This is a genomic window from Pseudomonas sp. GL-B-19, assembly GCF_019956415.1.
Lineage (GTDB): Bacteria > Pseudomonadota > Gammaproteobacteria > Pseudomonadales > Pseudomonadaceae > Aquipseudomonas.
Genome location: NZ_JAHBDK010000020.1, coordinates 302,363 through 326,013 on the forward strand (window position 1 = coordinate 302,363; position 23,651 = coordinate 326,013).

At 58.0% G+C, this 23,651-nt stretch carries 21 protein-coding genes; 7 read left to right on the forward strand and 14 right to left on the reverse strand.

The features are described from left to right. The 8 genes from KGB06_RS08115 to KGB06_RS08150 all read right to left on the reverse strand — a co-directional run bounded on the left by KGB06_RS08115 (window position 1) and on the right by KGB06_RS08150 (window position 9,156). Window positions 1-1,014 carry an iron ABC transporter substrate-binding protein gene (locus KGB06_RS08115; RefSeq protein ID WP_223513679.1) on the reverse strand — a complete coding sequence of 338 codons (1,014 nt, stop codon included), beginning with the start codon at window positions 1,012-1,014 and terminating at the stop codon, window positions 1-3. Window positions 1,015-1,399: 385 nt separating this feature from the next. Beyond that, the gene (locus KGB06_RS08120) at window positions 1,400-2,941 is read right to left on the reverse strand and encodes an ArnT family glycosyltransferase (protein WP_223513681.1); all 1,542 of its coding nucleotides are present in this window, start codon (window positions 2,939-2,941) and stop codon (window positions 1,400-1,402) included. Further along, window positions 2,938-4,686, reverse strand: coding sequence for a lipid IV(A) 4-amino-4-deoxy-L-arabinosyltransferase (gene arnT, locus KGB06_RS08125; protein WP_223513683.1), 1,749 nt, complete (start codon window positions 4,684-4,686; stop codon window positions 2,938-2,940). The genes KGB06_RS08120 and arnT overlap by 4 nt, the downstream gene beginning before the upstream one ends. A 117-nt stretch (window positions 4,687-4,803) precedes the next feature. Then, complete coding sequence (locus KGB06_RS08130) at window positions 4,804-5,427, reverse strand: histidine phosphatase family protein (protein ID WP_223513902.1); 624 nt, start codon at window positions 5,425-5,427, stop codon at window positions 4,804-4,806. A 247-nt stretch (window positions 5,428-5,674) separates the two neighbouring features. Next, the gene (locus tag KGB06_RS08135; protein WP_223513905.1) at window positions 5,675-6,235 is read right to left on the reverse strand and encodes a membrane integrity-associated transporter subunit PqiC; all 561 of its coding nucleotides are present in this window, start codon (window positions 6,233-6,235) and stop codon (window positions 5,675-5,677) included. A gap of 29 nt (window positions 6,236-6,264) precedes the next feature. After that, the gene (locus KGB06_RS08140; protein WP_223513686.1) at window positions 6,265-7,926 is read right to left on the reverse strand and encodes an intermembrane transport protein PqiB; all 1,662 of its coding nucleotides are present in this window, start codon (window positions 7,924-7,926) and stop codon (window positions 6,265-6,267) included. Further along, window positions 7,907-8,563 (reverse strand): paraquat-inducible protein A, encoded by a 657-nt coding sequence (locus KGB06_RS08145; protein ID WP_223513689.1) that lies wholly within the window; start codon window positions 8,561-8,563, stop codon window positions 7,907-7,909. Before KGB06_RS08145 ends, KGB06_RS08140 begins: the two co-directional genes overlap by 20 nt. Further along, a complete protein-coding gene (locus tag KGB06_RS08150) occupies window positions 8,560-9,156 on the reverse strand; it encodes a paraquat-inducible protein A (RefSeq protein WP_223513692.1) in 597 nt (198 codons plus the stop codon). The genes KGB06_RS08145 and KGB06_RS08150 overlap by 4 nt, the downstream gene beginning before the upstream one ends. Before the next feature lie 243 nt (window positions 9,157-9,399). On the opposite strand from KGB06_RS08150, the gene KGB06_RS08155 reads away from it, so the two are divergent. The 5 genes from KGB06_RS08155 to KGB06_RS08175 all read left to right on the forward strand — a co-directional run bounded on the left by KGB06_RS08155 (window position 9,400) and on the right by KGB06_RS08175 (window position 15,018). After that, complete coding sequence (locus tag KGB06_RS08155; protein ID WP_223513694.1) at window positions 9,400-9,681, forward strand: YtcA family lipoprotein; 282 nt, start codon at window positions 9,400-9,402, stop codon at window positions 9,679-9,681. Between the two features lie 16 nt (window positions 9,682-9,697). Then, window positions 9,698-10,750: a multidrug transporter subunit MdtN gene (mdtN, locus tag KGB06_RS08160; RefSeq protein WP_223513697.1), complete on the forward strand. Its 1,053-nt coding sequence runs from the start codon at window positions 9,698-9,700 to the stop codon at window positions 10,748-10,750. Beyond that, window positions 10,747-12,792, forward strand: a complete 2,046-nt coding sequence (locus tag KGB06_RS08165) for an FUSC family protein (RefSeq protein WP_223513700.1) — start codon at window positions 10,747-10,749, stop codon at window positions 12,790-12,792. The genes mdtN and KGB06_RS08165 overlap by 4 nt, the downstream gene beginning before the upstream one ends. Next, window positions 12,789-14,258, forward strand: a complete 1,470-nt coding sequence (locus KGB06_RS08170; RefSeq protein ID WP_223513703.1) for an efflux transporter outer membrane subunit — start codon at window positions 12,789-12,791, stop codon at window positions 14,256-14,258. Before KGB06_RS08165 ends, KGB06_RS08170 begins: the two co-directional genes overlap by 4 nt. Before the next feature lie 142 nt (window positions 14,259-14,400). Further along, window positions 14,401-15,018 (forward strand): dihydrofolate reductase family protein, encoded by a 618-nt coding sequence (locus KGB06_RS08175; RefSeq protein ID WP_223513705.1) that lies wholly within the window; start codon window positions 14,401-14,403, stop codon window positions 15,016-15,018. A gap of 3 nt (window positions 15,019-15,021) precedes the next feature. Here the strand turns inward: KGB06_RS08175 and KGB06_RS08180 are convergent, their stop codons facing one another. The 4 genes from KGB06_RS08180 to KGB06_RS08195 all read right to left on the reverse strand — a co-directional run bounded on the left by KGB06_RS08180 (window position 15,022) and on the right by KGB06_RS08195 (window position 18,355). Further along, window positions 15,022-16,377 (reverse strand): ATP-binding protein, encoded by a 1,356-nt coding sequence (locus tag KGB06_RS08180; RefSeq protein WP_223513707.1) that lies wholly within the window; start codon window positions 16,375-16,377, stop codon window positions 15,022-15,024. After that, window positions 16,353-17,018, reverse strand: a complete 666-nt coding sequence (locus tag KGB06_RS08185; RefSeq protein WP_223513709.1) for a response regulator — start codon at window positions 17,016-17,018, stop codon at window positions 16,353-16,355. The genes KGB06_RS08180 and KGB06_RS08185 overlap by 25 nt, the downstream gene beginning before the upstream one ends. A 107-nt stretch (window positions 17,019-17,125) precedes the next feature. Further along, a complete protein-coding gene (locus KGB06_RS08190; protein ID WP_223513711.1) occupies window positions 17,126-17,563 on the reverse strand; it encodes a hypothetical protein in 438 nt (145 codons plus the stop codon). 27 nt (window positions 17,564-17,590) lie between these two features. Continuing rightward, window positions 17,591-18,355 carry a hypothetical protein gene (locus KGB06_RS08195; RefSeq protein ID WP_223513714.1) on the reverse strand — a complete coding sequence of 255 codons (765 nt, stop codon included), beginning with the start codon at window positions 18,353-18,355 and terminating at the stop codon, window positions 17,591-17,593. A 336-nt stretch (window positions 18,356-18,691) separates the two neighbouring features. On the opposite strand from KGB06_RS08195, the gene KGB06_RS08200 reads away from it, so the two are divergent. Further along, the gene (locus KGB06_RS08200) at window positions 18,692-20,245 is read left to right on the forward strand and encodes a phospholipase D-like domain-containing protein (protein ID WP_411741838.1); all 1,554 of its coding nucleotides are present in this window, start codon (window positions 18,692-18,694) and stop codon (window positions 20,243-20,245) included. 15 nt (window positions 20,246-20,260) lie between these two features. On the opposite strand, the gene KGB06_RS08205 is transcribed toward KGB06_RS08200, so the two are convergent. Then, the gene (locus KGB06_RS08205) at window positions 20,261-20,932 is read right to left on the reverse strand and encodes a class I SAM-dependent methyltransferase (RefSeq protein ID WP_223513912.1); all 672 of its coding nucleotides are present in this window, start codon (window positions 20,930-20,932) and stop codon (window positions 20,261-20,263) included. A gap of 35 nt (window positions 20,933-20,967) precedes the next feature. Continuing rightward, window positions 20,968-22,140, reverse strand: a complete 1,173-nt coding sequence (locus KGB06_RS08210; RefSeq protein WP_317849367.1) for a DUF2252 domain-containing protein — start codon at window positions 22,138-22,140, stop codon at window positions 20,968-20,970. Window positions 22,141-22,876: 736 nt separating this feature from the next. Between KGB06_RS08210 and KGB06_RS30060 the strand changes: the two genes are divergently transcribed. Then, window positions 22,877-23,266, forward strand: coding sequence for a hypothetical protein (locus KGB06_RS30060; protein ID WP_411741839.1), 390 nt, complete (start codon window positions 22,877-22,879; stop codon window positions 23,264-23,266). Window positions 23,267-23,651 lie beyond the last annotated feature (385 nt).

Here is a 23,651-nt window from a genome sequence, read left to right on the forward strand (position 1 = left end):
TTAGAGCAGTCCCGCCTGAGTCATCAGCTCCACGGCTTTTTTACTGTCGAGTTTTGAGGCATCGACTGTCGGCGCGTCGAGCTGCTGCAAAGGCACCAGTTTAGGGTTGGAGGGTGCGTTCTTGCCCACGGCGTATTCAAACGATTTGCCGGTTTCCAGGACTTTCTGGCCTTCCTTGCTGGTGATCCACTTCAGTAGCGCCTGAGCGTCTTCCTTGTGTTTGCTGGAGGCCAGAACGCCGCCACCGGAAACGCTGACAAAAGCGCCCGGGTCTTTGTGTTTGAAGTAGTACAGGGCGGTGTTTTTGCTGTTTTCACCGGTCTTGGCTTGGTCGCCGTAACTGTAATAGTGGTAAATCACGCCGCTGTCGACCTGGCCCGCGTTGACTGCTTTAAGGACGGCGCTGTTGCCACGGTAGGCCGTGTAGTTGGCTTTCATCCCTTTGAGCCATTCGAGGGTCGCTGCTTCGCCCTTGAGTTCGAGCACGGCGGCGACGATGGCCTGGAAGTCGGCACCGGCGGGCGATGCGCCCCAACGGCCTTTCCAGTTTGGCCCGGCCAGGTCCATCAACGATTTTGGCAGATCAGCTTCAGGCAGTTTGCTCGGGTTGTAGACGAACACGGTGGAGCGCGCAGCGATCCCGACCCATTTGCCATGCGCCGGACGATAAGCCGCGTCCACTTGCTCCAGGGTAGTCGGCGCTACGGGTGCAAGCAGGCCCGCGTTGTCCACCAGCACCATGGCCGGGGAGTTCTCGGTCAGGAATACATCGGCGGGGGAAGCGGCGCCTTCCTGCACGATCTGATTGCCCATCTCGGTGTCGTCGCCGTTACGCAGGGTGACTTTGATCCCGGTTTCCTTGGTGAACCCCTCGACCCAGGCCTTGGTCAGGCTCTCGTGTTGGGCGTTGTAGACCACGATACCGTCGGTATCAGCGGCATAGACATGTCCGGCGGCCAGCAGTGCAGTGGTCAGCAATGCTGTTTTGAGGAACGAAGGGATGGAGGGCGTCATTAGGGGGGGCAGCTCCTGTTCTTTTTAGTAGTCATGCACACCGATTCGCTAGCAAATCAATGCGAATCATTTGCATGTTTTGAGTCGCAGGGAATGTAGAACGTAAAATGAGAAAAAAACGTCAAAGAAACCGTTAATACATGTCATTTTCATTCAGATTAGCAGTCCCTCAGCTACTTGCCCGACGGATCTGATGTTAACGGAAGTCATCGATCAGCGCAGGCATTCGAGCACAACGTCGGGTTTGTCTACCAGCAGGATTTTTTTCCGTGTACCAAGGTTTGAGCAACCGACCCCCATTGTTGCGGGCGGTTGCTCAAATCTGAATAGTGGCGAAAGGATAGTATCGTGATCCAGGGGGCGTCTGGAAATTGGGCCGTCCGATTCAATTCTGCGTTGGGGACGACTGCGGAATAAACGCCACGCTTTGGTTTTCACGGGAGTGAAACATCCGTTCACCGTTGGTGGGCGTAGTGGTGATGACCTGATGGTCGGCACTCAGGTAGTTCAGCGGCAGCGCATCGCCCTTGTGGTATTGCGCGATAACGATAGTGCGTTTCGGATCCCAGTGTTGACCGCTGGTGTGGTCCAGCCAGTTCATCAGCGCTGTGGTGTTGCCGGTGCGAGGAAAATCGTCGGATTGCTGCACGTAATAGAACGGTGCGCCCCCGGTTTGCAGGTACATCGGCACTTTGTTGTCGACGTCGATCATGACCAAGCGCCAGTGACTCAAAGGTGCGCGTTTGATGGCCTCAAGCTTGACCGTTTCACCAAAATGCACCACGCCGCCACCAATGTTGGTCCAGGGGTACAGCACGCCGAGCACGGCCATCAGTACGGCTGCACTCACCCCGAAACCAATCTTCAACCCGCGACCGCCAAACGTGCTGACCTTGTTGCCTTCGGCCATGCGCCGGGTGATCCACCAAGCCCCCAGTAACTGGGCGAAGGGCACGAGGGGCAATACGTAGTAGCTGCGTCGACTGCCGCTGGAGGTGAAAAACAGCATCAGCAGCCCCAGCCCCCAGATCAGCCAGCGTGTATTGGGTTCGACACTGCGCCAGTTGCGCGCAGCGACCCACAACGCCAACAACCAGCACGGCGCCCACGGCAAGGTGTAGACGGGGAGGTAAAGCAAGTAGGTGTAAATCGGCCCGATGTTATCGAACGGCTGGAAGAACCGGACGACATTCTCGCGCAACACCAAACCCAGGCCACTTTCGCCATAGGTCGGTGTGCCATACACATGCGACAACATGAACGGTGTCATGTAGAAAACACCGGCAACCGACAGGGCTGCACACAGCCGCCAATTGAGGTGGCGTTTCCAGCGCCCCTCCTGCACCAGATGAGGCAACAGCAATAACCCCGGCAATATCAAGCCGATCAAACCTTTGAACAGTGAGGTCAGGGACAGCAGCAGACAAAACACCAGGTAGCGGCTGAACCGTGTGTCTTCGGGCCCGCGCCAGTACCACCACACCGCTGCCAGTACGCCACACACCGTGAGAATGTCAGCCGTGGCAACTCGTGCCCAGAAGACAAAATAGAAGGTGGTCGCCAGCATCCAGCCGGCAATCAAACCGGTGCCTTTGCGATACAGTCGTTCGCCGATCAAGTACACCAGCCACACGCTCAGCCACGCCGCAATCACCGACGAGAGACGCAATGACCAGTGGTCCAGACCGCCTGTCAACCAGGCCGAGGCGGTGATCAACCAATAGGAGGGCAGGGGTTTGTCATAGTAGGCCGCGCCCTTGAGGTAGGGATCAAAATAGTCACCGCTTTGCAGCATTTGTAAGGCGATGTTGGCCCAGCGTGTTTCCGCTCCCCATAATTCCCGGGTGCCCAGCCCCAACAACAGCATCAGCGCTGCCGTGGCCAGCAAGAGCGTTAACCTGCCCCTGTCACTGGCCCAGAATTTCATGACGGGTTTCCAGTCGGTACTTTTGGCGAAACACTGTCAGGGCCGGTTTGCGGAAAAATCAGAATCTGCAGATTGCCGCGCTGATAGCGTTTGCCATCGACAGGCAACCGCTCGACCTCCTCGGTTTCCGCGACATTGTTGACCCGCATCACCACACCGACCGCGCCTTTTTTACGCGCCTCTGTCATCCACTCCCCGACGTTGTCCATGGTCACTTTGCGCGAGGCCATGGCGGGGTCGCCGAGACCGTATTTCAGCTCGCCGATGGTATTGAACAGATCGACTTGCGGGCGCTTCAAACGCCATGAAAACGCGGAGGCTGCACCGAGATCGTTACTGAGCAATGAGCTGGTTTCGCCCAATGCATCAAGGTGCTCGGCAATGAACTGGTCCGGCATTTTGCTGTTGACGATCTGTGCCGGCATGGCGGCCGGCAACAACGCAACCAGTATCCATATGCCAAGGGCCGGCATCGCCCAAAAAATCAATGGGCGCAGGACTTGTAATGAGTTGGTAATGATCCAGCCGAGCAACACGATAAACACCAGGGACAAGCTCAACATCTCGGTGTTTTCGTAGATTTTCCTGGAGATCTGCAGATAGAGCAGGGCGATCAGGGCAATCGCGCCCACGGTGGTGTTGATCGCGGCATTGATGCGAAGCGACCGGGTTCGCCCTTGACTCAAGAGCTCCATGACCGTGTGCCCCATCAACAGGGCCAGCGGCAACAGGCACGGCATGATGTAGGTCGGTAATTTGCCACTGCTCAAACTGAAGAAGGCCAGTGGCAACAGCAGCCAAAGCAGCAGGAAACCGATGACAGGCTGGCGTTTATGCTTCCAGGCGTCGATGAACGTGGCCGGTAGCAACGCAGCCCATGGCAGGCTCGACACAACCAGCAAGGGCAGATAGAACCACCATGGCCGCGCATGCTGTGCATCATCGGCGGCGAACCGGCGGACGTGTTCGTTCCAGAAGAAAAAGCGCCAGAAGTCCGGTTCCCGGTGGTGAATGGCGAGCACCCATGGCAAGCACACCACCACCGCAACCAGCACGGCCAATGCACCATAACGCACCAGTTCACCCATTCGCCGTTGCCAAAACATATAGGGCAGGGCGATCAATACCGGCAACAACCAGGCCAGAAAGCCTTTGGTCATAAAACCCATGCCACAGGCAAAACCCAGCAGCACCCAGGCGCCTGCTTTGCTTCGAGGGGTATGACTGTCGATGGCAAACCAGAGCGCGACCAGGCTCAGGTTCACCCAGAGGGTGAATTGCGGATCGAGGTTGGCGTAACCGGCTTGACCGGCAATCAGCCCGAAACTCATGTACAGCAACGCGCAGGCAGCGCTTTTGCGCGGGTCGTTCCAAAGCCTGCGGGCGATCAGGTAGGTCAACCAGACACTCAGCCCGGTACTCAGCGCCGAGGCAATCCGCACACCAAACAGGTTATCGCCAAAGACAGCCTGACCGATGGCGATCATCCAGTAGCCGGCAATAGGCTTTTCGAAGTAACGAATGCCCATGAAGTGCGGCGCGACCCAGTTGCCGCTCAGAAGCATTTCCTGGCTGATCTGGCCGTAGCGGGTTTCATCGGGGATCCACAACCCGTGTGTCATCAGCGGCAGGAGGTAGAAGACAACAAACGCCAACAGCAGGCCGGGCACGATCCAGCGTTCGACAGGCGCAGGAGTGCGAGATAACTGACCCGCAGAAAAGGGCAATGGCTGATGTAAAGTCATGACTCGTCCTTGGCGAAATACCGCGAGAGGGTAGCGTGGGTGGCGAAGTTCAATGGGCAATGCGCCAACTCAAATTGAGTCGACGGCTACTGTTTACGGTTGGCAAGTAGCGGTTGTTTATTTTCCCTGCAAAGCGTTCCAGTCTTCGGGATTAACAATGCCCAGCACCTGGAGTTGCCCGTTAGTGTCAATGCGCAAGAACAGTGAACTGCCATATTCACTCTTTGCCGCGTGCGGGAAACCGGTATCGGCTAAAAAGTCGCCAATGCAGCCACTGTGAGAGACCAGTACCAGATTACGATGGGCTTGTTTGTGCGCCACCACATCGTTGCGCAGTGTTTTGCCACAAGTGACCAGCCATTCCTGACTCACCGGGTCTGTGCCGAACATGGCGTGCGACGTTTGTACTGTCCGCGTTGCCGGGCTGCTCAACACGTCGGTCTGCGCCATGCCCAGGCGCATAAAGTGCTGGCCTACCGCAGTGGAAGACTCGTTGCCGAACCGGGTAATACCATCGGCCGGCCCCAGGCAAGGGTTACTGGATTGGTCGCACCGCTCGGCGTGACGAACCAGCGCTACCACTTCGCCAGCCTGCCAGTCTTTCAACAGTTCTGCCTTGGCGGAGGGATTTGCGTTGGCCAGGTGGGTGGGCGATTTGGTCCACAAGACAAAGCCTGTGACCACTATGACAGCCACCACGGTTGCGATCAGCGATGCCAGTTTTACTCTGCGCGAAGTCATGTTTCGTTCGTTATCTATTGTGGGAAAGATGCGGGCAACACTAGAGATGTACAGGTAGCGGAGGAGTGAAACGAATGTGAAAAAATTGCGCAGCAGGATGGCAGGCATACTTACCTGGTTATTGAAAACCCTTGCCTTTTACCAAGTTCTTTGAAACGCAGGGCTGTCGAAATAAAAACACCATACGATATTGTTCAGTGGTCGCAGTGGCACCGCTGAACAATACCGGGGCGCGCAAGAAGTGGCGTCAGGCAGGGGGCGGGCAACTTTGTTGTGTCCCCTTGGCCGCCTGGCCGATCAGCGCAGCCAGGCGCTTGACGTTATTTTGCTGGGCCAGGGCCAGATCTTCGATGCTCCCCCCCGAAGGCGTTTGCAGGATGCTACGACAGGTGATAGACGCGCCATTGACTTCATTGGCGGCGCGCAAGCGCCAAGTCACATCAATCAGCCCGTATTGCCCGGGAAAGGAATCAAAACGCAGTACATCGATGCGCAGCGACAGCTTGCGCTGGGGGTTGAGGTTGGCCAATTGATCCACCAGGGCACTGCGGAACTCCTCTCCCAGCGATGCCCCCCACCATTCGGATTCAAGCAGCACCAGGCCGCTGTTGCCTTGGCGAATAACCACCTGTGGCCGGTCGACTTGCGCCGGTACACTGAGGCTCTCAATCTCGATGACCACAACGTTACTGTGCGTTGCACCAACTGTGTGTGGTGGCATCAGGGTGTGGTAGTGAACAGGTTCACTGCGGCAGGCCGCGAGCAGCAGGAGCGCAGCGACCAAGGTGAGCTTCGGCGAAAAAGCCATACATGTTGCTCCTTTCTTCTGCTGCGCGGTCATTGATTCAGGTCCTGTGCCGAGGCGTTTTTCGGTCGACCACGAATCAGTGACTCCGGATGCCGGATCAGGTAATCCGCCAGTCCACGCAATGATCGCGCCGCGCTTTCCAGCTCTTCCAGAGTCTGCCCGAGCTTCTCCCGTGATGGCGAACCCTCGGTAATGGTGGCGTTGGCCGATTGCAGGGTCGAGTTGGCCGACAGCAAGGTCTTGCTGACGTCCGACAGGGCAGTATCGACGCCGGGCAGTGTCTTGCTGTTGAATTTGACCAGCCCTTTGCGCACTTCCACCAGGTTGCTGTCGAGGTTGCCGGCAATGCGCTCGATCGGCAGTTTGTTGACCTTGTCGACCATGGATTCGAGTTTTTCCTGCAATTGTTCGAGGCTGCCCGGAACCGTTGGGATCATGACCGGGCGCGCGGTCGCATCGAAGGCCACTTTGTCTGCTTTAGGGTAGAAGTCCAGGGCGATGTACAACTGACCGGTCAACAGGTTGCCAGTGCGGGCCTGAGCACGCAGGCCGTTTTCGATGAAGGAGCCAATCATCCGAACGCCAGCGGCTTCGTCATTGGGGTCATGATTGAGCGCCTTGATCATCTTGGTGTGGGCCTGACCTAGACGCTGCGGGTAGATCACGATGCCGACATTGACCGGAAAACTGCGTTTTTTCTCGTCGAAATCCAGATTGACCGACACTACCTTGCCGATTTCGATGCCCAGGAATTCCACCGGCGCATCGACCTTCAACCCACGCATGGCCTGATCGAAACGCAAGGCCAGGAATTGCGCCTTGCCATTGGGCGGGGCGAGGGCGCTTTGCTGATCCTCAAACAGCTCGTAGGCATACTCTTCGGGGGCAGGTTTGTCGTTGGGGTTGTATTCCGGTGCACGGAAGGCAATACCGCCCACCAGCAAGGAGGACAACGATTCAGTTTTGACATCAACACCGTTGGCATCGATGCTCACGTCCACACCGCTGGCATTCCAGAATCGGGTGTTTTCAGTGACGTATTGGTCATTGGGCGCATGGATGAACAGGTCGATGTTCACCCCTTTGCCATCCGGGTCCAGCGCATAGGCCACCACCTGACCGACCGGAATCTTGCGGTAATACACCGGCGAACCGACGTCCAGCGACCCCAGGTCCTCTGTGTGCAAGGTGAAACGCTTGCCCGGTTCGCCATAAGTGATGGCCGGCGGGATTTCCAGGCCCTTGAAGTTTTTCGCGCGGTCATTGGCCTGACCGATATCAGCGCCGATGTAATCCCCGGACAGCAACGTATCAATCCCCGAAACCCCACCGGCACCGATGCGCGGACGCACGACCCAGAACTGCGAGTCTGAACGGGTGAAACCTTCGGCCTGTTTGGTCAGTTTGATCGTGGCGTTGACACTCTTCTGGTCGCTGCTCAACTCCACGTCCGAAACCTGGCCGATAACTACACTGCGGTATTTGACCTCGGTCTTGTTGGCTGTCAGGCCATCACCGGTCTTGAACATGACGGTGATGGTCGGGCCTTCCTGCAAAATGCTGTGGACCACCAGTGATATACCCACCAATACCGCAACAATTGGGACGATCCAGACCAGCGAGACGCTACGACCAGTCTTGACTGGGGCCTGGCCGGGGGCTTGTGGACCTTCAGTGGCTTGCGACTTCATCCATGACCTCCTCGTTTTGTGGGTTTCCCCGTGTTTTATCCCAAATCAGGCGCGGGTCGAAACTCATCGCCGACAGCATGGTGAACACCACCACCAAACCAAAAAACAGAATACCCGCGCGCGGTTCGATGTCGGCCAGGGCTTTGAACTTCACCAGTGAGGCCACCAGTGCCACCACGATCACGTCGAGCATTGACCAGTAACCGATGACCTCGACGACGCGGTACAACTGCGACCGCTCCTTGCGCGCCCAGAGGCTGTCGCGATGCACGGACACCAGTAAAAACGTAAGGGCTACGAACTTGATACCCGGCACCGCGATGCTGGCGATAAAAATGATCAGCGCGATGTCCCAGGCGCCGGCCGCCCAGAATTCCAGTACACCGCTCATGATCGTGCTGTCGGCGCCGTTGCCGAGCATCTGGGTGTTCATGACCGGCAACAGATTGGCCGGGACGTAAAACGCCAGGGCCGTGAACATAAAGGCCCACGTGCGGGCCAGCGAATTGGTTTTACGCCGATGCAAAGGAGCGCCACAGCGCTCGCATTCGTGCGGATTATCGGTCATGTCGCAAGTCATGCCGCAGGTATGACACAGGCACAGGTTGAGATCGCTGGCGACCGGGGGCATGTTCATAAAATGTCCCATAATTCACGGATATCGCGCCCGGCGATGCGGATCATCATCAGGCTGAGCACGGCCAGGGCAAACAGGCCGATGCCCGGCAGCACGTCGAGAAATCCGGCGAGTTTGATGACCGCGACCATCGCCGCCAGAAAGCAGACTTCCAGCATGCTCCAGGGCCGAAGGGCTTCCAGCCAGCGCATGCAGAATTTAAACCCGGGCGAACGTCGGTGCGTGAGGGCGAAACCCAGGACCCAGATCAGCAGCAAGAGTTGGAAAATCGGCGCGAGGATCATCGCGATCGCAGCGACCAACGCGATGAAGGTGATCGGCCCAAGGCTCAAGGCCAATACCGAATCCCACAGTGTTGCGCTGTTTCTAACGCCTTTCAGGCTGATGGTCATGACGGGATACAGGTTGGCGAAAATCCATAGCATCAAGGCCGCGAAGGTCAACGCAAGTCGTTGCTCCACCGTCATGCGGTTATAGCGCTGCAGCACGGCGCCGCAGCACGTACACAGGGTTTTCTGGTGTTCAACGAGCGTGACTTTTTCATACACACAGTCGCAGTGCTCGCAGATGATCAATTGATCAGTATTTGCCATGGGCCAAGGCTCAACAAGAGGCAGGAAGTTCAGAGCACCCCCTCAATATAGAAGTGCCTTGCAATTGAGCAAATCGAAAGTCGAAACGGTGGCGCAGTGTAGCAATGAAACTCCCATCTTTGTGAGCTATAAAGAACGCTCGCGCCCAAGACACGACCATGAAATGACCAAGCGACGTACACTACTGAGGCCGTTGTTCGTCGTCTGTTAATACTCGTGTTTTCCTGCGGTGGAGAAGCCTCGATGAGCCATAAGGGAAAGAAGACGAGTCGCTGGCACGGCGGCATTGTTCTGCTGTCGCTGGCGCTATCCGCCTGTTCCAATGCGTCTTCGGTGCCCGTGCTGGGAGCGTTTTTCCCTGACTGGTTGTTCTGCATTCTCGGCGCTACGCTGCTTGTCCTGATTATCAATAAATTGCTGGCTCGGCTCGGCTACAGTGCCTGGCTGGCGCCCCCAGCGCTGTTTTATCCCATGCTGACTGCGCTCTTCGCCTTGAGCGCCTGGCTGCTGTTCTTCCAGTCCTGACCGGGAGTCGCCGACCATGAGCGAAAAAGCTGTAAAGCCGCTGCCCCGGCGCGTTCTGGTACTGGTGCTGCTGGGGCTGACGTTGGTCCTGCTGATAGGGGTGGTCTGGCGGCTCGACAATGCGCCACGCACCGATGACGCCTATGCCTACGCCGATACCATCAGCGTCACCCCCGAGGTGAGCGGCAGCATCGTCGAGCTACCGGTGCACGAAAACCAGCAGGTGAAGCAAGGGGATGTACTCCTGCGCATTGATGCACGTCCCTATCAGGACGTCCTCGACCAGACTCAAGCGTCGATGCAAGCGCTGAACCAGGAAATCATCCTCAGCCAACGCCAGGTCGATGCCCAGCAATTCAACTCTGATGCCGTACAAGCCAGCATCGAACGGGCCAGAGCGACGGCGGCCCAGACCGCGGACACCCTGCGCCGGATCGAACCGCTGCTATCACGCGGCTACGTGTCTGAGGAGCAGGTGGACCAGGCGCGCACCGCCGCCAAGAGCGCCCGAGCCGAATTAAACGCCGCCCAGCTACAGGTCAAACAAGCCGCCTCTGCCGTCAGTGGGGTTGATGCGTTAGTGGCCAAACGCGCAGTGATCCAGGCGCAAATAGCCCGCGCCGAGCTGGATCTGGAACACAGTGTCATGCGCGCGCCCTTCGACGGCCGAATCGTCGGTCTGACGACCTCCGACGGCCAGTTTGCAGCCGCCGGGCATCCGTTGTTCAGTCTGATCGATACGCGGCACTGGTACGTAGTAGCGAACTTTCGCGAGACCGAACTGCACAACATCCATACCGGCAACCGCAGTACGCTCTATCTGATGAGCGACAGCGGGCGTGCATTCAGCGGTACCGTCGACTCCATAGGCTTTGGCGTTTTTCCTGACGATGGCGGCGCTCAAGTCAGTGGACTGCCCAAAGTCGCGCGAACCATCAACTGGGTGCGGGTGGCCCAACGTTTTCCGGTGCGCATTCGAGTCGATCAGCCCGACCCGGAGTTGTTCCGTATCGGTGCATCGGCGGTGGCCGTGATCCACACCGATAACAGCGAAGGTAAGCGGCAATGACTATTGTAGATGGCCGGTTTGAGCGGCTCTGGCGCTTTCTGGTCGTGGAGTTGGCGGCCTTTCCCGGGCGCAGCAACGCATTACTGCGCAATCTGCTGGCGTGTACGCTGGTCATCATTCTTTCGATGAGTCTTGAAGTGCCGCTGCTGGCACTGTCACTGATCATGGTGTTCTTCGTCAGCCAGACCAACGTGGTACTGACAAGGATGGCCGGCATCCTGTTCATCGTCAGCGCGACGCTTGCCATCGGTATTGCAATCCTTCTGCTCAAGTTCACTTATGGCTATCCGCTGCTGCGCATCCTTTGTGCCAGTGCGGTCTTTCTTGTCAGCCTGTTCGGCATGCGCGCCACGCGCCTTGGCCCGCTGTTTTTCGTGGTCGCTATCGTCACTATTTACGTCCAGAGCCTGGTGGATCTCGTTGCGCAGCCCGAGTTGCTGTTACGGGGTTGTCTGTGGGTATGGATGGCCGTGGTTTATCCGACGCTGGTCACCCTGCTGGTCAATACGTTGCTGTTGCCACAAGAACCGCAGCAGCTATTGCGCGAGGCAATGCGGCGGCAGTTGGCGAAGGTCGAGGCGTGTCTGTTCGCGTTGGAGGAGGGGCGGGCGAAGATTCCTGTGATCAGCGCGACTGACGTGCAGCAGGGCGTGCTCGGCCTGCACAAACTGCTGAAGTTTGCGAGCATGCGTGATGCTGGCTATCGCGCGCATGAGGTGCAGCATTTGGCGGTGATCATCTGTGTAAGCCGGTTGCATGCCGCTGCCGCGTCCTTGAACGGCGCCGTCTCTGATATCGAGGCGCTGGCGGCGTTACGCCAGGATTGCGCGGCGCTGGCCAAGGCCATCGAGGTTGACCCCATTGCGGCGCTGTTGTTGCGCAGCACGGCATTGGCGCGACCGCTGATGCCTCCAGCGCTGGAGGAGATGCGCGACGCATTGCGCACCCTGGCCGTGAGCGAGCGTGAGATCCCGGCCAGCAACACGCCGGTGAAGGAACCGCTATTGGCAAGCGATGCCTTCAGTAATCCCAATTACCTGTTTTTTGCCTTAAAAACCTGGCTGGCTACGCTGTTTTGCTATGTGTTCTACAACGCGGTGGACTGGCCGGGTATCCACACCGTGATGCTGACCTGCGTGATCATCGCCTTGCCCAGCCTCGGCGCCTCGACCCAAAAAGGCGTGTTGCGCATTGGCGGTTGTCTGCTGGGGAGTGCGTTGGCACTGCTGTGCATGGTCTTTGTCATTCCGGGCATCGATAGTTTGGTCGGCTTATTGATCATGAGCCTGCCGGTGATCGGTCTCGGCGCCTGGGTTGCGGCAGGTTCTGAGCGCATCAGCTATGCGGGTTTGCAGATCATGTTTTGTTTCGCACTGGCCTTGCTCGAACAGTTCGGACCGACGACCAATCTCACCGAGATCCGTGACCGTCTGGTGGGTATTATTCTCGGTGTTCTGGTCAGCACACTGGTGCATGCTCTGCTGTGGCCGGAAAGTGAGGGTGACAGTTTGCGTCGGCGCCTGAGCGCAATCCTGCAGAGCCACGCCGGATTATTGCGAGCACTCGCGTCCAGTGCATCGACGCAAACTTTGCACGAATCGAGTTTGCGCAGTTGGGGTCAACTGGCTGAATGCGAGGCTATGCTCGCCCGGGTCGCGCTGGAGCCTGGTTGGCAACAGGGTGAGCACGAAGAACTGACCCTGTTCACGCAGACGCTGCTGGCCAAGGCACGGCAGACCCTTTTGTTGACTGGCCAGTTACAGCGCAACCGTGCGGCACTCAACGCCGAACTGCCGATGTCGCTGCGGGCCTGGCTGGACCAGCATCAGGCGCAATTGGGGGCATGGCTGGTCAGCTACGCGGCACACATGCTGGATCCGGCGGTTGCGCTGGATGCCTTGCCGCCATTCGATCCGCCAATTGAAGAGGAACCGGACGGTGACGCGGTGTTACTCGAGCTGCAGGAGCTGCGTCGTCAGTTTGATTCCCTACCGGATTGGCAGTCATTCGAAACGAGGACCCTGGCGGAGCAGCGCTCATGAACGCCGGTGCTCGTTTGTGCGCGTTGCTCGGCATCAGCCTGATATTCGGCGGATGCGCACTGATTCGCGAAGAGGGCGAGCTGGTGCCGCAGCGCAACCCGGCCAGTATTCGGCTTTCGGATGACCTGCACCTGGCCCGCGAAGGTTGGCCCGAGGCGCGTTGGTGGGCACGCTATCAGGACCCGCAGCTCAACCAGTTGATCGACATGGCCTTCGATCAGGCTCCGGGCATCGCCATTGCTCGCAGTCATATTGATCAGGCCCGCGCCCAGGCAGCCTCGGTGAAATCCCTGACCGGCGTGCAAGTCGAGCTGGTCGGGCTGGTCAACCGCCAGCACGTCTCCGCCAACGGCTTTCTCGGTCCCTTTGCGCGAAACGAACCGCAACTCGGCCTCACTGGCCCCTGGTACACCGAGGGCATAGTGGGACTCGGCGGCACGTACCAACTCGATCTCTGGGGGCGCCAGCGTGCGCAAGTAGACGCGGCTTTGGGTGTGCGTAACGCGCGGCAGGCTGAAGCGGCCTGGGTCGAACTGGAAGTGTCCAGCGGCGTTAGCCTACTGTATTTCCAGATCCAGACGGCTCAGCAACTGCTGGCCAACCTTGAACAAATGTCGACCATTGCCGCCGAAGTGGTGGCCGCGCATCAAGCGCTCATTGAGCGTGGTCTGGAGGCGCAGCCGCAGAAGCAACTGGCACTGAGCAACCAGGCATTGATCGATCGTCAGATTGCCTCTTTGCGCAGCCAGACGCAGCAACTGCGCGAGGCCATGCGAGCATTGCTCGGCGTCAGCGCTGAGGTCTCGCTGCCATTGAAGCCGAGAACACTGCCGGAACATGCCTATGGCGTGCCGCAAAGCCTGGGTTACGAATTGCTGGCGCGACGTCCGGATTTGCAGGCCATGCGCTGGCTGGTGCAGTCGTCTTATTCAAATATCGATGCGGCCAAGGCAGCCTTTTATCCGAGTTTTGACATCAAGGCGTTCTTCGGTGCCGACGCCTTGCACATGGGGGACCTGTGGGACCACGACAGTCGACAAATCAATCTGATCCCGGGCGTGACCCTGCCAATCTTTGATGGCGGTCGCCTGAATGCCGAACTGGCAAACACCCAAAGCCTGAGCAACACCCTCGTGCAGCAGTACAACCAAGCGGTGCTTGACGCCGTTCGTGACGTCGCCGTAGCCGGAAGCAAGTTGCAAGGGTTGGACGCAGAGGAGAGGTTACAGCAAGCTCGAATCGGTAATTTTCTGTTCAACCGTGACAGTGCCGAGGCGCATTATCAACGCGGCCTGTTAGGTCGGGTCGTGGCATTGGAAGCGAACCTGCCGCTGTTGGCCGAGCAGAGCAGCCTGGCCTTGTTGCAGGGGCAGCGCCTGGAAAGCGAGGTGGCGCTGATCAAGGCGTTAGGCGGTGGTTATCACTCCAATCCTTCCACATCCATGAGTGAAGCGAGCCGAATGTAGTGTTCGGATAGTCAGGTGTGATCCGTGCATCGCGCTGTCGATTTCGCATCGGCTTGTTCGACTATCCATCATGGAATGAGGCTGTCGGGTTACTGTGACCCCAGGCTTTCCCTGTACGAGTACTCACTGGGAGAAGAAGACTATGCGCAAGCTCATCGTTGCGGCATTCATGAGTCTGGATGGTGTTATGCAAGCGCCCGGCGGGACTGATGAAGACACCAGCGGCGGATTCCGCTTGGGTGGCTGGATCGTGCCCTACGTCGACAACGTCTCCGGCCAGGCCATACAGGACCTGTTCGCGAAGCCGTTCGAGTTGCTGCTGGGGCGGCGTACCTACGACATCTTTGCCGCTTACTGGCCGCACAGACAGGCCGATTCAAAAAGCCACGCCATTGCTGATCTGTTCAACAACGTGCCCAAGCACGTCGCTACGCATCACCCCGATACGCTCGATTGGCACAACAGTCATGCTTTGCAGGGAAATCTGGCCGATGCGATACGCGCGCTCAAGCACGAGGACGGCGATGATCTCTTGACGCAGGGCAGTGGCGATCTGGTGCGCCAACTGCTTGCCGCCGGGTTGGTGGACGAGCTCAGGCTTATGATTTTTCCCGTGGTGCTGGGCCGCGGCAAGCGCTTGTTCGACGACACTGCACAAGCGTTGGCGTTCACGCTGGCGCATTCGATCAGCACGCCAGGTGGTGTGCTGATCGCCCGCTATGTCAGCCAGGGCGAGGTGCGCACAGGGGCGTTTGAATAAGCCTCATGGTTTAGCTCTTTTTAAGCAGACCGAAACACATAACCCGCTCTGGTTCAGCTCATCTGAAAAACTCAATCGGATGTGCGCCCCCGTGCGATCGGCTATCGCCTTGACGATGGATAAACCCAGCCCGGAGCCTGTTTCATCGGTTCCCAAACTGCGGTAGAACGGATTGAATACCAATATCTGTTCTTCTGCGCTGATACCTGGGCCAGAGTCCTTGACTTGAAGAATCACTGTTTCTGGCGCCAACTCGATTGTCAGGTCGACTCGTCCGTCAACGGGGGTATAACGGATAGCGTTATCCACCAGATTCTTGACCAGGATTAACAGATCCATTTCGTTGATGTTGACCTGTACATCTTCGATTCCTTCAACACCGATATCGATGCGCTTGCGCTCTGCCAGCGGCAGTAGGTCTTCTAGTACCTGTCGATAAACTTCATGGACTGAAACTGATGCCTGTGATTGATCCGGGCTCGATTGTGCGGCTGCCAAGGCCAGCAGTTGATCAATCAGTTTTCTGCTGCGTTCTATTCCCCGGGACAATGGCAACAAACGTTCATAGGCCGGCGCCGGCATTTCTGTGGCGGACAGTCGCTCGGCTTGTAGTGATAGGGCTGTCATTGGGGAGCGCAGTTCGTGGGCTGCGTCGGCGATGAAGCGACGTTGGGTGTCCATGGACTGCGCGACGCGCGCCAGTAAACGATTGATCGCCACGACGAAAGGACGGATCTCGGTCGGCAGGTGGGTTTCATCTATTGGGTGCATTACCTGTTTATCGCGCTGATCGATTTCGTCCGAGAGGGTCGCGATGGGGCGGAAAAGTTTGCGCACCAGATCCCCCACCACCAGCAACAGCACCGGAAACAAAATGAGAAACGGCAACAGACTGCGCCAGGCGCTCTCGCGTGCCTCTTTGTCGCGCACGTCGGCCTCTTGGGCGATTACGATGCGTTCACCACGTAACGTGGTTCGGATCAGCACGCGAAAGTTTTCGCCAGCGATGTTTATGGTCGACAAGCCATCAGCCAGCGTTGTGGGGAACGGTAGCGGTATTGTTGCGTCGTCGGAGCCAGTCGCTTTGCTGCTGTCGGTCAGGTATTGCACGATGACCCTGGATTCTTCGTCGTCGCCAACGATCTGCTCACCCGCGGGGTAACGCAGGGTCATCTGCTGCCGCTCAAAAAGAACGGCCACTTGACGCAGGGTCTCATCCTGCATTTCGTGTGCCTCGTTCAGCGCGGAGACGAACGCGAAAACACCGGCGAGCGCCGCCACGATCAGGATGGCCAGCGACAGCGTTATAGAAAGCCGTACCTGTATCGATTCGCTCAAGTGCTTTTTGAAACCATCCATCCCATTCCCCTGACGTTTTTGATGACATGGCTCCCCAATTTGCGCCGCAGTGCGTGAATCAAAAATTCCACCGCGTTGCTTTCCACTTCATTGCCCCAACCGTAAATTCGGTCCTCAAGTTCGCTGCGAGAAAGTATGGCGCCAGGCCGGATCAACAGGGCCTGCAACAGGGCGAATTCACGGCTGGAAAGCTGAACATCGGGGGTGTCGGCGGTGGTGGCTTGTTTGGAGACCAGATCCAGTGACACCACGCCGTTATCCAGCAGTGATTGGGCGCTGCCGCCTTTACGGCGTAGCACGGCGCGCATGCGGGCCAGCAGTTCTGCCATGGCGAAGGGCTTTAGCAGGAAATCGTCAGCACCGCCGTCGAGGCCGCGCAGGCGATCATCGAGACCCTCCCTTGCAGTGATGATCAGCAGCGGTACGGGGTTGTTACGGCCGCGTATGACATCAAGCACATCGAGCCCGTCTTTGCCGGGCAATCCGAGATCCAGCAGTACCAAGTCATAAGCATGAGTTTCCAGTGCCGCAAGGGCGGTGAGTCCGTTTTTCACCCAGTCAGTGGCGTAGCTCGCATCGTTCAGCGCACCCTGGATGGCATCACCAATCATCGGGTCATCTTCGACCAGCAATATCCGCATGTACGGCTCCAAAAAAAAAGCGCGGCGGGCATGACCGTCGCGCCTGTATTGAAGCACCTGAGCCGGTGTTTGTCCGCCGCCGGATCAGCGCAATGTACGGCTGTTGGTCACTGCTGGCCCTTCATGGAATCGAAGGTTTTCAACAGATCATCCATCGCTGCCTTGCAATCGGCCTGCTTCGGCGTGCTCGCGCGCAGGGCATCGAGTGCCCGGTCAATCGCTTTGTCCAGAACATGCCAGTCACTGGCAGCGCGGGGTTTGATGCCTGCTTCGGCAGAGTCCCAAGACGTTTCCAGATCCTTGATGCGGGTTTTCGCCGCGGAAAGATCGTTTTTATCGACGAGCGCGGCGACATCGGTGGCAATAGCGCGGAACTCGGACAGATCGCCCAGTTTTGAACCGGACTGGGCGGACGCGCTCACCGAAGTCGTCGGCGCGCCAGCGCCGGGTTTGTCGGCAGGTTTCGAGCATCCGGCGGCGACGCTGAGTAAAAAAATCGACGAGACGATAGCAATGTGGCGAATGGCTTTTTGAAGTGGACGCATGACTAATCCTTGATGGCCTTTGAAAGGTTACTGAGAGACGGTTTTACGGTTGCCAACGCTGATTTGCGCGGCCGCGACCAAAAGCACAATGACGCACAGGAAGATAGCGCTGGTCCAGGCTGCGCCCATGCCGAGGCCGCCGTAGGTTTTGGCCTGGGTCAGCAAGTCGCCGAGGGATGCACCAAACGGGCGGGTAAGGATGTAGGCGATCCAGAAGGTCCACACCACATTGCCGCCCATGCGCCAGACCACCAGAGTCGTGGCGATCAGCGCACCGAAAATTACGGCGCCGAGAGTGAAACCCAGGCCCAGAGCTTCGGTGGCCAGGTCGCCCGCGGCAGTGCCGAGGGCAAAGGTGAAAAGCACGGTCGTCCAGTAAAAAAGCTCCCGTCGCGGGGTGATGATTTCGCGGATCGACAGGTTGTGCTCCGCCCGGTACCAGACCATGAAGTTGATCGCCAGCAGAACGAAAAAGACCGCCGTGCTGGTGTACAGGCTGATGTCGAGCATGTCGGTCATGATGTCGGTGATCTGTGTCCCGACGATGCTCACCAACACGACGGTCAACCAGTAGATCCAGGGCGAGTAAGCCTTGGTGCGCAGTTGAAAGCACAATGCGAGCGCCAGCAAGACGGCCATGCCGATGCTGGTCCAGCCGGCACCGAAACCGGCATCTACCGCCAGAAAGTCTGCTCCAGTTTCACCCACGGTCGTGGACAAAATCTTGATCACCCAAAATGACAGTGTCACCTCGGGTACTTTGTTGAGCCATCCGGCTTTTTCGGGATTCATCTGCGGGTAGCCTCTCCTGAGCGGCGCTGAACTTGCGCAGGGGAGAAGATACGTAGCGAAACTTAGCTGAGACTGAGGGAAGGCAATGCGATTGCCGCACTTCTTTTGCCGGGTAGCTCGTTGAAGGCATTACAGCGGATTTTGGGACGCTTCCTATTACTTGCGCAGCCTGGTCCGGAGGCTGGTACTGCCGGTAAATTTCGACAGACTGCTTGAACCGGGCTTTACTGGAGTAGGTTGTGCAGATTGCCGTGGGTTACATGTTCTCTTCAGTCGGCAAGTACCGGCTGGCTTCCGAGGTCGAAAATACACCCGTTAAGGTTGAGGACGAGCCCCTTGTCCATCTCCTGGTTCTTCCCCGCACTGTTGCTCACACTGCTGGTTGCCGGCTGCGTCACTACGCCCTTACCCCACGACTTCAGCGAGACATTACCCGCCAGCGATTCGTCATTCGGGCGCTCCATTCAGGCGCAGGCCGCGCCGCATGAGGGGCGTTCGGGTTTTCGCCTGTTGCCTAACAGCAGTGAAGCGTTCCGGGCGCGCGCCGAGTTGATCCGCAACGCGCAGAAAAGCGTCGATCTGCAGTACTACATCGTACATAACGGTCTCAGCACCCGAGCACTGGTGCGTGAATTGTTGTTGGCAGCCGATCGCGGCGTACGGATACGCATCTTGCTCGATGACACGGCCAGCGACGGCCAGGAAGAAGTCATCGCTACCCTGGCCGTGCATCCGAACATCTATATCCGCGTCTTCAACCCTCTGCATCTGGGGCGCAGCACCCTGGTGACCCGAACCATGGGCCGTCTGCTTAATCTTTCCCAACAGCACCGGCGCATGCACAACAAACTGTGGGTGGCCGACAACAGTGCGGCCATCGTCGGCGGACGCAACCTGGGGGATGAATATTTCGACGCCAAGCCCGATCTCAATTTCACCGACATGGACCTGCTGTGCATCGGCCCGGTCGCCGAGCAGTTGGGCCACAGCTTCGATCAGTACTGGAATAGTTCCCTGAGCCAGCCAATCAGTGACTTGGTGCTCAACAAGCCAACCGCTGAAGACTTGCTAAAGAGTCGCCAACGCCTCGAACAATCGCTCCAGATTGCAAGTACCGAGAACAAGGCCTTGTACGACCACCTCATGACCTACCGGGCTCAACCACAACTCAATTTATGGCGCAAACAGCTGATCTGGGCCCATAGCCAGGCGATGTGGGACGCCCCGAGCAAGGTACTGGCTGACGACGAACCGGCCCGCTCTCTATTGATGGCCACACAACTGCGACCTGCGCTCGACGGCGTCAGTAAGGAGTTCATCCTGATCTCGGCCTATTTCGTCCCGCAAAAGCCGGGAATGAGCTATCTCATCGGTCGTGCCGATGCCGGTGTTGATGTGCGCCTGTTGACCAACTCACTGGAAGCCACCGATGTACCGGCGGTGCATGGCGGCTATGCGCCTTACCGCAAGACCCTGCTCGAACATGGGGTGAAGCTCTATGAACTGCGGCGCCAGCAGGACGATCCCAGTGGCGGTTCTTTCCGTGGCTTCAGTGGTGGCTCGGACTCCAGCTTGCACACCAAGGCCATGATCCTGGACAAGCAGAAGGTGTTCATCGGCTCCTTCAATTTCGACCCGCGTTCAGTGTTTTGGAACACTGAAGTCGGGGTGCTGGTCGACAGCCCTGAATTGGCCGGCTACATGCGCGACCTGGCGCTTGAGGGCATGGCACCAGCCGTGAGTTACCAGGCCCGGCTGGAAAACGGCGAAATTGTCTGGATCGCCGAAGACGACGGCCGCCGGTATACCTTGCATGAGGAACCCGGTGGCAAATGGCGCAGCTTCAAGGCCTGGCTCAGTGACAAGATCGGCCTGGAGAAAATGCTCTAGATTGAAGCCCGGCTCTCACCCCCGTTGCTCGGCCACCAGCAGCAGCGACTGCGGCACAGGACTTTGCGGATGCTGCGGCTCTTGCAAGCCGACCAGGCGAAAGCCGCCCATATCCAGCGCATTCAGCCAACTGGACAAGGTGCGAAAGTACCACGGCATGGGTTGCCACAGCCCCTCGAACCCGGCGAAGGTCTCTTCCCGCCAGCCATCCTGATAGTCGCCCGCCGCTGCGGTCCACGGATGCAGCGTCTGGATCACCAGCGTGCCGCCAGGGACGAGCAGCGCGTTCATGGCGGCGAGCAGGGGGATGATGTCCTGGTGCAACAGTGCGAAGTTGGCGCAGATCAGGTCGTAGTCGCAGCCGACGTTCACCTTCGCTTCCACCAACGCTTCATAGCTCGCCAGATGGACCGGTGAAGAACCCGCTGCCCGCGCCGCTTTTACCAGTGTCGGATCACCGTCCACACCGATCGCCGTGATGCCCCGTTCAGCCAGCGCTCGCAACAACCAGCCCTCGCCGCAGCCGAGGTCGAGCACGTTCTCGGGCTGGCGGCCTATAACTGCCAACAGGATGGCCTGGTCGGTGACTTTCAGACGGCTTTCGATGGCGCCGGTGCGGATGGCTTCGATCCAGGATTGGGCGTTGTGCTTCCAACTTTTGAGAAGAACGAATTCGGGGGTGGGCATATCGATGTCCGGAGGCGTCAGTTGGATCGGCTTCATCACTCTTCTTCTCTCAACGCATTGATTCGCCCTGATTTTTCGGCGGCCACCAGCGCTGCATGGTCCTGTGCATTCTGATCGGCATAAGCGATGGCAAATTTTCCGATAGCCTGGTCGAAGGAGTCTGTCTTGCCCAGGTAACCACTAATGAGCGCTGCATCTCCTGATTTGGCGTGGGCACGGGCCAAGGTAAGACCGCAACACTCGGCGTACATCTTCATGCGTGCAGCAGATACGCCTTCGATGGGCGCCGACATTTTCATGTCTCGCAACTGACGTACAAAGTAGTACCGGCCGTTTTGGCCGCGTGTCCAGCCCAAGAAGATGTCGCTGGATGACTGCATCAGACGTTGCCCCGTGACCACACGCTGCCCCTGGTTCTCGTAGTCGCTCTTGCCTGCATAGGGTGCCAGTACCGAAGGACAGGCTTCCTTGAATTGCAGGAGCAAAGGGTGGTTTTCCGCGGAAAAGAACAGACCGACGAAACAATAGGTACCGACACTGCCGATGCCCACCGCTTTGACGGCAATGTCTTCGAGACGGTAGCGATCGAAGAGCACGCGCCGTTCATGGGGCAGCGACAATCGATAATCTTGCAGCGCCAAATGGACGCTCCGTGCAAAGCCCTTCTCATACACATGAAAAAGTATGGGGGGTTGATCGATCAGACGCCGTCGCCCTCCGACTTCGCCGCTGATCTTGGGATAGAGGTAATCACCAACGCGCATCTTGGCCTTTGCGACCAATTGTTCGCGGATTTTCTTGATTTCAGCATTGGGCGACATATCAATGATCGCTTGCGCATCCAGGCGGTCATACCAGACATCCATCGGGTTCATCTTCGAAAATTTGCGCAGGTACACGCGGTAAGCACGCACGCATTCGACGGCTATGCCCTGTGCACTTTTATCGTTGAGGCGGTTATCGCGCGCGGCCACGGCAAAACTGATCGCCAGGCGTTTTACATCCCATTCCCAGGGGGCGGGGAGTGTTTCGTCGAAATCGTTAATGTCAAAAATCAGATTGCGCTCAGGTGTCGCAAACAACCCGAAGTTCATCAGGTGACAATCTCCACAGGCCTGCACCTGAATGCCGGTGGTCGGGAGAGTGGCCAGGTCATGCGCCATCAAACCCGCAGAACCGCGTAAAAAGGTGAATGGACTGCGCAACATGCGACCGAAGCGCACAGGTACCAGATCAGGCAGTCGATAGCGGTTGGACTCTTCGAGGAGTTTGATCGGGTCACGGTGTTTGCGTGCGGGTTTCCATTGGGCGTGAACTGCATGCGGCAGACGCTCGCGTAATAGCTCACCTTCGTACAGACGCTCCTTGCGCGAGTGAAAGACTCGCTCGTCCCCGTTGTCTTCCGATTGCCCTGCCTTGCTGTTGGCAAACCTGTTTTTGCGGGGGGCCATGTCCACTCCTTTGCTCAACGAAATTTGACTCGCTTGGGCACAGGATCGGGTAATTCGACTGTTCCATCAGTCACAGAGAACACGTGCGCCAGTAGGCTAAAAAGCGCCAAAGCTGATGATTCAAGCGTAGCAGTTCTGATCTTGGGTGCTGCATTGAGCGTGTGATTACGTTGAACTTGAGCGGACAGCACTTATCTATAAAAAATGAGGGAATACTTTCCCACTCATCGATGCTAACTGGCTCTGAAGGAACGTGCGGAACCGCAGTTGCTCGTTAATGCTGCAGATTTATGACCGCGCCGGTTAGCTGGCCGCTCCAATGGGTGGCCGGGAACTCACTGGTGATTGCGTTCGATACGGAGATGACAACGCAACGCCAAGCGGAGGTGCATCATGCTGCTCAAAAAATGTTTATTGGCGCTCGCAATTGGCGGTGTCCTGTCGGCATCGACTGTCCTGGTACCCGATTACATCGGTAGTTTCTCCAGCGTATATGCCAAAGATGGCAGCAGCGGCGGAGGTGGAGGCAGTGGTGGTCACGGTGGTGGCTCCGGCAGTGGAGGTTCCGGAGGCAGTGGTCACGGTGGCGACGGCGGAGGCTCAGGAGGCGGTCACGGTAGCAGCGGCCATGGAGAAGGTGGTGATCATGCTGCTGGTCATGACGCTGACCATGACGCTGACCATGGCGGTATTGCCGGGAACAGAGGCCCAGGCAATGCGCATGACAACGACGCTGACGATGCCGCAGATGCAGCCAGGGACGCTGCCAGAAACGATGCAGACGCAGCCCGAGATAATGCCAAAGCTGCTGCAGATGCAGCTAGAGATGCGGCCCGAGCTGATGCGGATGCAGCCAGGGATGCTGCAAAAGCTGCAGGTGTAGCGGGCGCAGATGCAACCAGAGATGCTGCGAGGGCTGCCGCAGATGCGGCCAGGGACGCCGCCAAGGCAAACGCAAATGCCACCAGAGATGCGGCGAGGGCTGCTGCGGATGCGAACAGAGACGCTGCCAAAGGTCAGGCGCGCGCAGCTAGAGGGGCTATGGAGGACGCCCCAGACGCTCCAGACGCGCCGGACAGGGACGTGGCTGAGGTACAAAAATAAGCCTGCAAGTTCCGCCATGAACACGGCAGGTATATCAGTAGAAAGCGTCCCTCAAGCTTGAGGGACGTATCGGCAAAGAGTCGCAAGCCTTGGAGAATCACCGGGTTTGCGACTTTTTTTTTCAAAATCGACCCGAACGGTCCGAAACACCGACGAGGATGGCG